Below are 13,424 nucleotides of genomic sequence, written 5' to 3'. Positions count from 1 at the left end.
GGAAGGCTGTCTGGCCCCCTACAGCCTCTTGCCCGTGCCCGGGTCGAACACCACGGCCTTGTCGAGGTTGAAGGCGAACGGCAGTTCCTGGCCAGGTTGCACCACGGCGTCCGAGCGCATGCGGGCAGTGACCTCCTTGCCGCCGAGATGGGTGACGACAAAAGTGTCGGCGCCAGCCGGCTCCACAACATCCACCACGGCGTTCACCATCTCGATGGCGCGCGAATTTCGATCGGCCCCGTCCTGGTCGGTGATCGCCTCCGGGCGGATGCCGAAGATCACTTCACGGCCCTCGGCAAGCGGTTCGGTGGAGATGCTGGCCGGCATGGGCAAGGTGATGCCGCCACCGCTCTTGGCGAGGATCTTCAGGACCGTACGGCCATTCTCCTGGGCAGCCTTGGCCTGGATGAGATTCATGGCGGGCGACCCCATGAAATCGGCGACGAACAGGTTGTTCGGCTTGTTATAGATTTCGGCAGGCGTGCCGACCTGCTGCAGTTCGCCATCCTTGAGCACGGCGATCTTGGTGGCGAGCGTCATCGCCTCGATCTGGTCGTGGGTGACATAGACGATGGTCTTGCCCGTGGTGGCGTGCAGGCGCTTGATCTCGACGCGCATGTCGACACGTAGCTTGGCGTCGAGGTTCGACAAGGGTTCGTCGAACAGGAAGAGCTTGGGATCGCGTACCAAGGCACGGCCCATGGCGACGCGTTGGCGCTGGCCGCCGGAAAGCTGCGAGGGCTTCCGATTGAGGAGGTGGCCGATCTGCAAGGTCTTCGACACTTGGTCGATCGCCTTGTCGCGCTCGGCCTTGGGCACGCCCCGCATTTCCATGCCGAAGGCGATGTTGCCGCCCACCGTCATGTTCGGATAGAGCGCATAGCTCTGGAACACCATGGCGATGTCGCGCTTGGAAGGATGCAAGCCGTTGATCGGGTTGTTTTCGACCCGGATCTCCCCCTCCGAAATGTCCTCCAGGCCTGCGATGGTGTTGAGCAAGGTCGACTTGCCGCAGCCCGAAGGGCCGACGAGTACGAGGAAGCCGCCCTTCTCCAGATCCAGGTTGATCCCCTTGAGGATCTCGACGGCGCCATAGCGCTTCTTGAGGTTGTTGATTTCGAGGAACGCCATTGGGATCAGCCTTTCACAGCGCCCGCCATCAGGCCACGCACGAAGTAGCGGCCAGCGACGATGTAGACGAAAAGAGTGGGAATAGCGGCGATCATGGCGGCCGCCATGTTGACGTTGTATTCGATGACACCGGTGGTGGTATTCACCACATTGTTGAGAGCGAGCGTCATCGGGCTGTTATCACCTCCGCCGGAAAAGGCCGAGGCGAACAGAAAGTCATTCCAGATATTGGTGAACTGATAGATCACCGTCACCACAAAGATCGGCAGCGAGTTCGGCAGCAGGATGCGCCGGAAGATCTGGAAGAAGCTCGCGCCATCCACCATCGCCGCCCGCACGAGTTCGTTGGGGAACGCCTCGTAGTAGTTGCGGAAGAACAAGGTGGTGAAGCCCAGGCCATAGACCACATGCACGAAGACGAGGTGCACCGTCGGGCTGGGCAGGCCGAAATTCCAGCCCAGATTGGCCTCCAGCCATTGGCCGCCGAAATTGACGTAGCGCAGCAGCGTCGACATCGGCAGCAGGACCGACTGGAACGGAATGAAGCAGGCGAACAGCATCATGCCGAACACCAGCTTGTGGCCGGGAAAACGCCATTTGGTCAGCACGTAGCCGTTGAGGGCGCCGAGTAGCGTCGAGATCAGCACCGCCGGCACCACCATCTTGATGGAGTTCCAGAAATAGCCGGCGATACCGCCATTGCAGACGCCGTCGGTGCAGGCTCCGCCCCACGCCTTCAGCCAGGGCGCGACGGTGGGATTGGTGGGCAGCGCCAGCATATTGCCGCCCTGGATCTCGTCCATGGTCTTGAAAGAGGTGACCAGCATGACGAAGAGCGGCATCAGATAAACCACCGCGAAGATCGCCAGAAGCCCATAGATGACGATGCGGTTCAGGGTCGTGTAGGCACCCTGGCTCGAGGAAGAAGCTGCGTTGCTCATCACTTCTTCTCCCGCAGTTCGGAATAGAGATAGGGCACGATGATCGCGCTGATGCCCATCAGCATGATCACGGCGCTCGCCGAGCCCACGGCCATCTGGGCGCGCTGGAAGGTGTATTCGTACATGAAATTCGAAGGCAGCCAGGAGGAAGTGCCAGGGCCGCCGCCCGTCAGAGCCACCACGAGGTCGTAGGACTTGATCGCCATATGGGCGAGCACGATGAAGGCGGAGAGGAAGATCGGCCGCAATTGCGGGATGATGATGCGGCGATATTGCTGGAAGGCGTTGGCGCCGTCGATCTGGGCGGCCTTCAGCATTTCACTATCAATACCACGCAGGCCCGCCAGGAACATCGCCATTACGAAGCCGGACGCCTGCCAGACACCGGCGATCACCACCGTGTAGATCGAGCGGTCCTTGTTCTTGATCCAGTCGAAATGGAAGCTGGTCCAGCCCCAATGATGCAAGGTCTGCTCGAGGCCGAGGCCGGGATCGAGGAACCATTTCCAGGCAACGCCGGTGACGATGAAGGACAGTGCCATCGGGTAGAGATAGATCGGGCGCAGAACGCCCTCGCCGCGGATCTTCTGGTCGAGCAGGATGGCAAGGAACAGGCCGAGCGCCATGCAGACAGCGATGTAGAGGACGGCGAAAATGCCGATGTTGACGATCGCCGTATGCCAGTTCTGCACCGGATCGAAGGTCCAGCGCCAGAGCTTCTCATAGGCGCGAGTGCCCGCGAAAGTGTTGGAGATCGCGCTGGTGGCGTCCGAGAAGGACAGGTAGATCGTCCACAGGATGAAGCCGTAGACGAAGAGCAGAATAAGAACGAAACTCGGCGCCAGCACGATCTTCGGCAAGGCGTCCTGCAGCTTCTCGCGAAACCCCGGGCGCCGAGGCACGCCGGTCGCGGCCAAGCCCGTGTTTGTGGTGACGTAGGCCATGGGAATTTCCCGCTCTGCTTGATCTTGCCCGCATTCCGCCTGCGGAACCGGGAGCTCTGCCAATGGGAGAGGCCGGGCGCTGAGAAACTGCGCCCGGCCACGATATCTTACTTGGCGTCGTCGATCGCCTTGACGAGTTCCTGCACGGCTTCGTCGGAGGTCTTGATCTGGCCATGGACGAATTTAGTCACGACGTCCTTATAAGCGTCGGCGATAGCCGGCGGGGCACCGTAGCCCTGAGCGAGCGAGCCGAACAGCGTGCCGCCCGCGCTCGCCTTCTGCAAGTCCGCGATGCCCTTCTTGCCGCATTCGTCGAAATTGGTGTCTGGCACGTCGGTGCGCGAGGGAACCGAGCCCTTGTTAATATTGAAACCCGCCTGCACCTCCTTGGACAGCACCGTCTTGGCGAGAGCAACCTCGGCGGCTTGGCGATCGGCAGGCACGGCGAACATCGCGAACATGTCGGTGTTGTAGACCACCGAACCGTCGGTGCCCGGGAAGCGGACGCACAGATAGTCGGTGCCGGGCGTCTTTCCGGCAGCCTTGAACTCGCCCTTGGCCCAGTCGCCCATTACCTGCACCAGCGCATCGCCCTTGATCACCATGGCGGTGGCAAGGTTCCAGTCGCGGCCGGCAAAGTTCGGATCGACATAGGTGATGAGCTTGGCGAGGTTGTCGAAAGACTTCTTCATCGTGTCGGACTTCAGCGCATCGTCGTCGAGGTCGTTGAAGGCCTTCTTGTAGAAATCGGGGCCACCGGTCGAAAGCACGACAGAGTCAAACATGGTCGCTTCCTGCCAGTTCTGACCACCCAGGGCGAGCGGAACGACGCCCGCGGCCTTGGCCTTGCCGAGCAGCACGATCAGGTCGTCGAAGGTCTTCGGCTCGGTGCCGCCGATCTTGTCAAGCACGGCCTTGTTGATCCACAGCCAATTGACGGAGTGGAGATTGACGGGAACAGCCACCCACTTTCCGTCATAGACGGCGAACTTCTGCAGCGGTGCGGGAACAACCTTGTCCCAACCTTCCGCCTTGGCAGTCTCGGTGAGGTCACCCATCACGCCCTGCTTGGCGAAGTCGAGCACGGTGTAGCCGAGCATCTGTGAAGCTGTCGGATTGTTTCCGGCGGCAACCATCGCCTTCAAGGCCGTCATGGCAGCATCGCCGCCGCCGCCGGCAACCGGCACTTCCTTCCAGGAGTAACCCTGAGCAACCATCGCGTCCTTGATGACCTTGAGGGCAGCAGCTTCACCGCCGGAGGTCCACCAGTGCAATATTTGCACTTCCTTGGTCTGCGCCTGTGCGGCGCCGACGAAGCCCAGGCTGGCAGCGGCAAGGGCCACGCCGGCGATCAGTTTCATACGAACGGTCATATAATCCTCCCATGACCATAATGCCGGATACGTTCCGGCGACGTCTTTTGTCGGAGGCGAAGGCGCTGGTACGCCCATCCTCCGAACACCTGTGAATTTTCGATGCCAAACCAGAGATTTGGCGAAGATTCACAGAAGGGGATCAGGAGCCATCGACGATGCCTCCTGAGTTCATTTGCCTACCGCGGCAGCCACCAGGCCGTCCGCGGTCCGCAATGAAGGTGCAAAGTCTTTTCTTCCGTGTAGTCGGCCACCGCATTGCGGCCGAGTTCACGCCCGATGCCGGATTGGCGGAAGCCGCCGAAAGGCAGTTCGGCCGCGCCGTCCATGAAAGTATTGGTCCATACCGTGCCGGCGCGCAAACGCTTGGAAACGCCGACGGCCGTATCGAAGTCGCGGCTCCAGACGCTGGCTGACAGACCGTATTCGGCACCGTTGGCGATGGAGACCGCTTCATCGGCGCTCGAAAAGCGCATCAGAGTCGCCACCGGCCCGAAGACCTCATCGCGCGCAATCGCCATGGAAGGCTTGGCACCCGCAACCACGGTCGCCGCCATGAATTGCCCCCCCTCGCTCTCGAGCCGGCTCCCGCCAAGCGCGACATTGGCTCCCTCCGCCCTGGCGTTGGCGACATGGCCTTCTACCAGCGCCAGATGCTGCGGCGAGATCAGCGCACCGACAAGCGTCTTGGGATCGAGCGGATCGCCGACCACCACACGGCTCGAACGCTCGACGAACTCGGCTTCGAACGCGGCCGCGATATCCTGATGCACGAGAAGGCGGCTGCCGGCATTGCAGCATTCGCCGGCGTTGAAATAGGAGCCGAACACGGCGGCATCGAGCGCCGCATCCATGTCGGCGTCGGGGAAGATCAACTGCGGGTTCTTGCCGCCGAGCTCCATCGACATCTTCTTCAGGGTGCTCGAAGCCGCCGCCATCGCCGCCTTGCCGACGCGGGTGGAGCCGGTGAAGGAGATCATGTCGACGCGGGCATCCGTGGTCATCGGCGCACCGATCTCCGGGCCATAGCCGGAGAGGATGTTGACCACGCCCTCCGGCAGGCCGGCCTCGGCGAGAACCCTGCCGAGCAGGAGCGTGGAACCCGAGGTCATCTCGCTCGGCTTGACCACGGCAGTGCAGCCGGCGGCGAGCGCGAAGGGCAGTTTCTGGCTAACGATCAGGAAGGGGAAGTTCCAGGGCGTGATGATCGAGACGACGCCGATCGGATCGCGCACCACGACGCCGAGCTTGTTGGCGCCGATAGTGGTGTAGCTCTCGCCATGCAGGTCGCGCGCCAAGCCCGCGGCATAGCGCCAGATGTCGACGGCGCCGGCCATTTCGCCGCGCGCCTGGCTGATCGGCTTGCCGGATTCGAGGCTGTCGAGCGTGGCGAAGATTTCGAGCTTCGCTTCGACGAGATCGGCGACCTTGTGCAGGAGGCGCGAGCGCTCGGCTCCCGTCATGGCGGGCCAGGGGCCGTGGTCGAAGGCCTTGCGGGCGGCATCGAGGGCGCGGTCGAGATCGGCGGCGCCGGCCTCCGCATAGGTGGCGACCCTGACGCCGTGACCGGGGCTGAGACGCTCGATGGTCTTGCCGCTGGCGGCGGGAGCAAAACGTCCGCCGATGAAGAGCTCATGCGTCTGCGGCACGCTGGCGAGCGCGGCGGAAAGACGGGTCTGGTCGAGGCGTACGGCAATGGTCACGGTCAAAATCCCTTGAAGACGGGCGGGCGCTTCTCGACGAAGCTGGCGACGCCCTCCTTGAGGTCGCTGGTGTAGGAGACCAGCGATCCGGCGAGTATTTCCATGGCCGCGGCGGCATCCTCGCCCTCGGCGGCGTTGATCATCTGCTTGGCGACGATATTGGCGACGGGCCCACGCGCGGCGATCTTCTCGCAGAGCGCCCGGGCCTCACGCAGCCCCTCGCCCTTGGGCGCGATCTCGTCGATGAGGCCGAGTTGCAGGGCGCGCTCGGCCGTGACGATCTCGCCGGTGAGGGCCAGGCGGCGCACGGCGGCAGCACCGAAACGGGTGACGAGGCGCTGCGTGCCCGACCAGCCCGGCACCATGCCGATGCCGGTCTCCGGCAGGCCGAACTTGGCCTGTTCCTCGGCGATGCGGATGTCGGCGGTGGCGGCAAGCTCCAGCCCTCCGCCGAGCGTATGGCCATTGAGCGCGGCCACCAGCGGCACGCGCAGGCGCGTCAGCCGGTCGAAGACGCGGTGGCCGTTGCGCACCCAATGCTGGCCCATCTCCAGCGGCGACAGCTTGCCCCAGGCCGCGATGTCGCCGCCGGCACAGAAGCCCTTGCCCTCGCCGGTGAGGATGGCTGCGCGGACGCCGGCATTGGCATCGATGGCGTCGACGGCCGCGGAAAGCCCGACAATCATTGCCTCATCGAGTGCGTTGAGCTTTTCTGGCCGGGCCAAAGTGATAACGGCGACGAGGCCTTCGATTTCGAGGCGGACAGGATCAGACATGGGCGCCCCCGCCCTTGATAGCATGAACCTGGAGAGAGTGGCGTCTGTCGGCTTCACGCATCACCTTAAAGGGCGCGGGAAATCCTTCCCCGACTGCGGGGAAGGTGGCCGAACGCAGTGAGGTCGGAAGGGGGAGAGTGGCGTGACTTGGCCATCTTGTTGGATAGGTGAGCGCCGCTCTCCCCCTTCCGTCATTGCTTCGCAATGCAGCGCACACAACTTGTGTGCGCGACTTCCCCGCAGTCGGGGAAGGATGTCGCGCGCCTCTTCTTGCCGCGGCAGCCAGTGTGAATTCGACAGCCGCGCCCGTCATGCCCGGCCTCCGCCGATATCCAGCCCGATCCGGCCCGGCTGGAACAACACCGCGTCCATCACCTTGAGATCATCAGCCACCACAAGCGGGAACTCGGCCTGCGCCAGCACGTCGCGCTCCAGGTTCACGCCCGGCGCGATTTCGGTGACGAGGACGCCCTCCGCCGTCAGCTTCATCACGCAGCGCTCGGAGATGTAGGTGATGTCCTGGCCCTGGGCGACGGCGCGGCTGCCGGAGAAGGAGACATGCTCGGCATCGTTGACGAGCTTGCGCACCTTGCCTTCCTTGGTGATGGCCAGCGCACCATGCTCGATGGCAAGACCCGCCGCGGCGGTGAAGAAGCCCGAGAAGATGATGCGCTTGGCCCGCGCGGTGATGTCGATGAAGCCCCCTGCCCCGGCGGTGACATGCGGGCGCACGCCGAGCTTGGAGACGTTGACATTGCCGTGCCGGTCGATCTGCAGGAAGGACAGCAGCGAAGCGTCGAAACCCGCGCCTTGGAAATAGGTGAACTGGTAGGGCGACTGCATGATCGCCTCGGCGTTGGAAGCGCAGCCGAACTGGAAGTCAAGCAGCGGCACGCCGCCGACGGCGCCCTGCTCGATCACCCAGGTCACATCGCCATGCCGCCCCTCCTCGATGAGGATGCGCGGCACATTGGCGGAGATGCCGAAGCCGATATTGACGGCATCGCCATAGCGCAGCTCCTGTGCCACCCGGCGGGCGATCACCTTGGAGACGCCGAATTCCGGCACCTCGAAGCTCGACAGCGGGCGGAAGATCTCGCCGGAGATCGCCGGCTCGTAAACGGTATGGGTGGTCTGCATCTGATCTGATGCCACCACGATGGCATCGACGAGGATGCCCGGCACCAGCACCTGCTGGGGCTTGAGGGTGCCGCTCTTGGCCAGGCGCTTCACCTGCGCGATGACGATGCCGCCATTGTTGCGCACCGACAGGGCCTGGTCGAGCGGCCCGAGATAGCCGCCCTCATGCTCATAGGAAAGGTTGCCGCGCTCATCGGCCGTGGTGGCGCGGATGATCGCGACCTCGGGTACGATCGCCTTGAAGTAGAGCCAATCGTCGCCGTCGAATTCGACCTTGCGCACCACCGGCTCCTCGGCGGCCTTGGCATTCATGGCGCAGCCCTGGCGCGCGGGATCGGCGAAGGTGTCCATGCCGATCTTGGTGAGTACGCCGGGACGCTTGGCGGCCGCCTCGCGATGCATGTCGAACAGGATGCCCGAGGGGATATTGTAGGCGGGGATCTCGTTGAAGGTGATCATCTTCCAGATCGCCGGCGGCTCGGCCGAAGAGGGGCCGGAGGGATAGGAGCCGCCGAGGATGCGGGCGAGCAGGCCGGGCTTGGCGATATGATCGACGCCCTTGATACCCCACATGTCGCCGGCTGCGATCGGATGCAGTGTTGTGAGGTTACGAGGATGCCCGGTCTCGTCGAAGCGCTTGCCGATGGCGGCGAGCATCGCATCGGGACAGCCCAGACCCGAGGATGAGGAAACCGTAACGACAGCTCCATCCGGGATCAGCGCCGCAGCCTGGTCGGCCGTGAGAACTTTCGGAAATGCCATCACTCAGAGCCCCGGCTCGACAAGGGCCTCGCGGCCGGTTCGGGCGGATTTGAGCGCGGCGAGCGCCAGCGCCATCGAGCGGATGCCGTCCTCGCCGGTAGCGGCGGGCTGGCCCTTCCCCCGTACGGCATTCTGGAAGGCAGTCACGCTGCTAACATAGAGATTCTCGGGCTTGATCTCGAGCTTGCGCTCGCCAGTGGCATCGCGCAGCACCACGTCGCCGACGGGCCTCTGCTTCATGCAATTGGTACCGATCACCGAGCCCTCGCTGCCATGCACTTCGAAACCGGTGGCCGCATATTCGGTGGTGAAGGCATCGTGGAACTGTGCGAGCAAACCGCTCTTGAAACGCACCACGCCCATCACGCCATCCTCGATGCCGCTGCCGCCCATGCCGCCCTGCTGGGTATAGGCGGTGACCGAGACCGGCTCCTCGCCGAGCACGAAACGCAGCGTGTCGGCATCGTGCACGGTGATGTCCATGACGACGCCGGAGCCCGCCTTGGCGTCCTTGATGCGCCAGCCCTGCAGATGCGGCGGCAGATGGACGGCATGGAAGACGCGCGCGAACAAGGGCTTGCCGATCTTCCCGCCGGCCACGGCATCGCGAATGGCACGGATGGTCGCGGCATTGCGCAAATGATGATTGGTGCCCATCACCACGCCGGCCGTCTTGCAGGCGGCCACCATCTGGTGCGCGTCGGAAAGCTTCAGGGCCAGCGGCTTTTCGCACAGCACATGGATGCCGGCCTTGGCGGCGGCGAGCGTCTGTGCCTTGTGCTTGTCGTTGGTAGTGGCGATGTAGACGGCATCGATGTCCTTGCCGAGCAGCGTCGACAGGCTCTTGGTCGAATGCGGGATGCCATTCTCCCTGGCATAGGCCTTGCCGCGCTCGGCATTGGAGGACATCACCGACACGACCTCGCCGCCGGATTCGCGTATCGCGCCGATCATCCACTCCCTGGCGATGGTCGTCGCCCCGACGATCCCCCAGCGCAAGCCCCTGGCCATCATGCCGTCTCCTTGAAAGTTTCGCGCCGATGGCCGCCGCAGGATTCTCGCACCACCAGGCGCGTAGTGCCCGTGTAGGACATCGATTCGGGATCGGCCCCGTCGATCAGGCCGAGCAGGCTACGCGCGGCGCGGGTGCCCATGATGCGGGTGTCGGCGTTCACCGTGGTCAGCGGCGGCGCATTGTGCTCGGCCTCGACGATGTCGTCGAAGCCGATCACGGCGAAATCGATGCCGACACGGATGCCCCGGAGGCCGAGCGCGCGGGTGGCGCCCATCGCAACGATGTCGTTGTAGCAGAAGGCCGCTGTCGGCTTCAGGGGGCTGGCCAGCGCGGCGGCAAGCGATTCCGCCCCGCCCGCGCGGGTCGGCATGCTCTCGAAGATCAGTTCGTCACGCAGCGGCAGGCCGGCGGCGATCAAGGCATCGCGATAGCCGGAAATGCGCTCGCGCTGCGTCGTCATGGTGCCGTAGCCGCCGAAGAAGGCGATGGAGCGATGGCCGAGATTGATGAGATGGGTCACCGCTTCACGCGAGCCGGTGCGGTTATCCGGACCGATATAGGGCAGCGTCGAGCCGTCGACCCGGCGCATGGTCAGCACCATAGGCAGGGAACGGGGCAGCGTCTCGGCCAGGGACCAGACATCCGTGCCGCGCGCCGGGCTCATGATGATGCCGGCCACGCCATGCTCGCGCAGCGACTGCAGCACCTTGGTCTGCCGACCCACGTCCTCATTGGTATTGGCGAGGATGGGCACGAAACCCATATTGTGCAGCCCATCCTCGATGCCGACGGCAAGCTCGGTGAAGAAGGGATTCATCAGGTCGGAGATGACCATGCCGACGAAGCTGGAGCGCGCTGTACGCAGGCTCGCCGCCGAACGGTTATAGACATAGCCAAGCTGATCGATGGCGCGCATGATGCGTTCACGCGTGGCCGGCTTGACGAGGGGAGACTCCTTGAGAACGAGCGACACGGTCGATTTCGACACGCCTGCCGCCCTAGCGATGTCAACGATTGTCGTCGCCCGGCCCGCGCCGCGCTTCGCCCCGTCCATTCGCGCTCTCTCCAGTTCGGCCTTCTCGTTCGGGGCCGACGGCGCTATTTTTGGAACGTTCTGATTTCAATGTCAACTATCTCAAAGCATTATCTTCATGCCTTTGTTTTATCTCGCTAAAATCAAAAAAAATCGAATACGGCTTGACTTTGGAACGTTCTAATTGTCTTCTTCGGGCACCTCGCGCGCCGTCTGAAGGAACAATTCGATTTCGCAAAATCGAATTGTTCCTTCAGATTTAGTTCAGGCGCATTTTTACGGCGAACCGGAAACCACTTCGCCTGAAAATGCTCTGGTGGCCAAGAAGCGAGGATGGGAGACGATCAAGGAGAGTGCGATGAGCGCGCTGGTTCTGCCTACGCTGGACGGTGGCCTGGAGCCCTATGAACCAGGCCCGGCCTCGCCCTATTCCACACTGCATTCCGGCGATTTCCCCCGTATTCTCTACGCAGCCGCCCATGTCGTGGCGGATGCCCGCGCGCTGACCGATCCCTGGCGCAAGCCGGCGATCGACTGGGACGCCACGCTGAAATTCCGCCATCATCTCTGGGACCTCGGCTTCAAGATCGCCGAGGCGATGGACACCTCCCAGCGCGGCCTCGGCCTCGACTGGCCCGGCGCGGCGGAGCTGATCGAGCGCTCCCTTACCGAGGCCCGCAGCGTCGAAGGGGCGGATCTTGCCTGTGGCGCCGGCACCGACCAGCTCGAGCCGGAAGCGGCCCGGTCACTCGATGACGTCATCAAGGCCTATGAGGAGCAGATCGCCCATGTCGAGAAACATGGCGGGCGCATCATCCTGATGGCAAGCCGTGCGCTCTGCCACGTGGCCGGCGGGGCGGAGGACTATCTCTCGGTCTATGGCCGGCTGATCGAGCAGACGAAGGACAAGGTGATCCTGCACTGGCTGGGCGAGGCCTTCGACCCCGCACTGGAGGGCTATTGGGGTTCGCGCCAGTTCGAGCCGGCCATGCAGACGGTGCTGGAGCTCATCCGCAGCCACGCCTCCAAGATCGACGGCATCAAGATCTCGCTGCTCGACACCAGCAAGGAGATCACCATGCGCCGGCTGCTGCCAGAGGGGGTGGCGATGTACACCGGCGACGATTTCAACTACGCCGAGCTGATGCAGGGTGACCTCCAGGGCTTCTCGCATGGGCTGCTCGGTATCTTCGACCCGATCGCGCCCGCTGCCGCCGCCGCGATGGACCGCCTGCGCGCCGGCAACGCCGAGGGCTTCCGCGCCATCCTCGATCCCACGGTGGCGCTCTCGCGCCGCCTGTTCGAAGCGCCCACCCAGTTCTACAAGAGCGGCGTGGTGTTCATGGCCTGGCTCAACGGTTTCCAGGATCATTTTCGCATGGTGGGCGGGGCTGAATCGGCCCGCGGCATCGCCCACTATGCCGATGTCTTCCGCCTCGCCGACAAGGCGCAACTGCTCACCGATCCCGAACGCGCCGCTCACCGCATGCGCCTCCTCTGCCAGCTCAACGGCATTGGATAACCACCGATCGGTGGCGGTTTGCCATACAACCGTAGGTGCCCTGTGGTATTTTGGGTGGGTTGAACCTAGCGGGAGGCTGGCATGGACGTGGTTGCACGAGCGCGAAACCTCCTGCTCGCTCCGAGCGAGGAATGGCGCATCATCGGCGGGGAAGCCACCAGCGTCGAGGCGATCTACCGCCATTACGTCGTCTATCTTGCGGCGATCGGCCCCATCGCGACCTTCATCGGTACATCGCTGATCGGCTTCGGCGGCATGCGGATCGGCTTCTTCAGCGGCCTGATCTTCGCGATTCTCAGCTACGCAGCCTCGCTCGCGGTCGTCTATGTCGTGGCGCTGCTTGTCGACAAGCTGGCACCCAGTTTCGATGGCACGTCGGATTTCCTCAACGCCTTCAAGCTCGTGGCCTATTCCATGACGGCCGCTTGGCTCGCGGGCATCTTCGCCGTCATCCCGCTCCTCGGCATTCTCGGCCTCATCGGCCTCTACAGCATCTATCTGCTCTTTACCGGCGTGCCTGTCATGATGCGCACGCCGCAGGACAAGTCGCTGATCTACACCATCGCCATCATCCTGATCGGCATCGTCATCAACTTCGTGATCAGCGCCATCCTGTCGCGCCTGTTCAGCGTGCCCTATCTGCCGGCGGCCTGACGATAATCCACACTGAGGAGCGCAACCCGTCGGTGACGAATTGAAATAGCGAAACGGGTTGGGTTTGGGGCGGTCCCTGCTCTTCCAGGCCACCTTCGGCAATTTGCTCTGAAGGAGCCGTACGCTTCGCTATTTTTACGTATTGCCCTAGAGCAAAGCGCGTTTAGGCGTAAACGCTGCTTTGCTCTAACTCTTTGTTTCGACGCGTCTTTGCGATTCTTGCCGATTCCGTCAAATCGCAAAACGCTTTAGCCCGCTTGCAATTCCTCGGTAACCGCGTGGACAACTTTCCAGGGTGTCGACTGCGGAGAGATAATCTGAAGCAGCTTAGTGTTGCTATCAGTCGGATTTTTGGTCAGCAATTGGATCAAGTCAGCGGCATGGCTGTTGTCCTGCTCGAGAATAAACACCTTGTATGCGTAGCTCTAAT

At 63.2% G+C, this 13,424-nt stretch carries 11 protein-coding genes; 2 read left to right on the top strand and 9 right to left on the bottom strand.

The features are described from left to right. Positions 1-18: 18 nt before the first annotated feature. The 9 genes from QQL24_RS08290 to QQL24_RS08250 form a co-directional block, all read right to left on the bottom strand. The gene (locus QQL24_RS08290) at positions 19-1,131 is read right to left on the bottom strand and encodes an ABC transporter ATP-binding protein (protein WP_284311497.1); all 1,113 of its coding nucleotides are present in this window, start codon (positions 1,129-1,131) and stop codon (positions 19-21) included. 5 nt (positions 1,132-1,136) lie between these two features. Next, complete coding sequence (locus QQL24_RS08285) at positions 1,137-2,072, bottom strand: carbohydrate ABC transporter permease (protein ID WP_284311496.1); 936 nt, start codon at positions 2,070-2,072, stop codon at positions 1,137-1,139. Further along, complete coding sequence (locus QQL24_RS08280; RefSeq protein ID WP_284311495.1) at positions 2,072-3,016, bottom strand: carbohydrate ABC transporter permease; 945 nt, start codon at positions 3,014-3,016, stop codon at positions 2,072-2,074. The genes QQL24_RS08285 and QQL24_RS08280 overlap by 1 nt, the downstream gene beginning before the upstream one ends. A gap of 107 nt (positions 3,017-3,123) precedes the next feature. After that, positions 3,124-4,377, bottom strand: a complete 1,254-nt coding sequence (locus QQL24_RS08275; protein WP_431310658.1) for an ABC transporter substrate-binding protein — start codon at positions 4,375-4,377, stop codon at positions 3,124-3,126. Positions 4,378-4,568: 191 nt separating this feature from the next. Beyond that, positions 4,569-6,038 carry an aldehyde dehydrogenase family protein gene (locus QQL24_RS08270; RefSeq protein ID WP_284311528.1) on the bottom strand — a complete coding sequence of 490 codons (1,470 nt, stop codon included), beginning with the start codon at positions 6,036-6,038 and terminating at the stop codon, positions 4,569-4,571. A 56-nt stretch (positions 6,039-6,094) separates the two neighbouring features. Continuing rightward, positions 6,095-6,868, bottom strand: coding sequence for an enoyl-CoA hydratase/isomerase family protein (locus tag QQL24_RS08265; RefSeq protein ID WP_284311493.1), 774 nt, complete (start codon positions 6,866-6,868; stop codon positions 6,095-6,097). Positions 6,869-7,177: 309 nt separating this feature from the next. Then, positions 7,178-8,770: an acyl CoA:acetate/3-ketoacid CoA transferase gene (locus tag QQL24_RS08260; RefSeq protein ID WP_284311492.1), complete on the bottom strand. Its 1,593-nt coding sequence runs from the start codon at positions 8,768-8,770 to the stop codon at positions 7,178-7,180. Between the two features lie 3 nt (positions 8,771-8,773). Next, the gene (locus tag QQL24_RS08255) at positions 8,774-9,781 is read right to left on the bottom strand and encodes a Gfo/Idh/MocA family protein (RefSeq protein ID WP_284311527.1); all 1,008 of its coding nucleotides are present in this window, start codon (positions 9,779-9,781) and stop codon (positions 8,774-8,776) included. Beyond that, a complete protein-coding gene (locus QQL24_RS08250) occupies positions 9,781-10,839 on the bottom strand; it encodes a LacI family DNA-binding transcriptional regulator (RefSeq protein ID WP_284311491.1) in 1,059 nt (352 codons plus the stop codon). The genes QQL24_RS08255 and QQL24_RS08250 overlap by 1 nt, the downstream gene beginning before the upstream one ends. Before the next feature lie 337 nt (positions 10,840-11,176). Between QQL24_RS08250 and QQL24_RS08245 the strand changes: the two genes are divergently transcribed. Together QQL24_RS08245 and QQL24_RS08240 are read left to right on the top strand one after the other, a co-directional pair. Then, positions 11,177-12,340, top strand: coding sequence for a dihydrodipicolinate synthase family protein (locus QQL24_RS08245; RefSeq protein WP_284311490.1), 1,164 nt, complete (start codon positions 11,177-11,179; stop codon positions 12,338-12,340). Between the two features lie 81 nt (positions 12,341-12,421). Next, entirely contained in the window at positions 12,422-12,994 is a 573-nt protein-coding gene (locus QQL24_RS08240) for a Yip1 family protein (protein ID WP_284311489.1), read from the top strand. Positions 12,995-13,424 lie beyond the last annotated feature (430 nt).

It is taken from the genome of Labrys miyagiensis (assembly GCF_030160835.1).
Classification (GTDB): Bacteria; Pseudomonadota; Alphaproteobacteria; order Rhizobiales; family Labraceae; genus Labrys; species Labrys miyagiensis.
The sequence above is the reverse complement of the archived record's forward strand: the minus strand, read 5'-3'. Positions and strand labels throughout refer to the sequence as shown.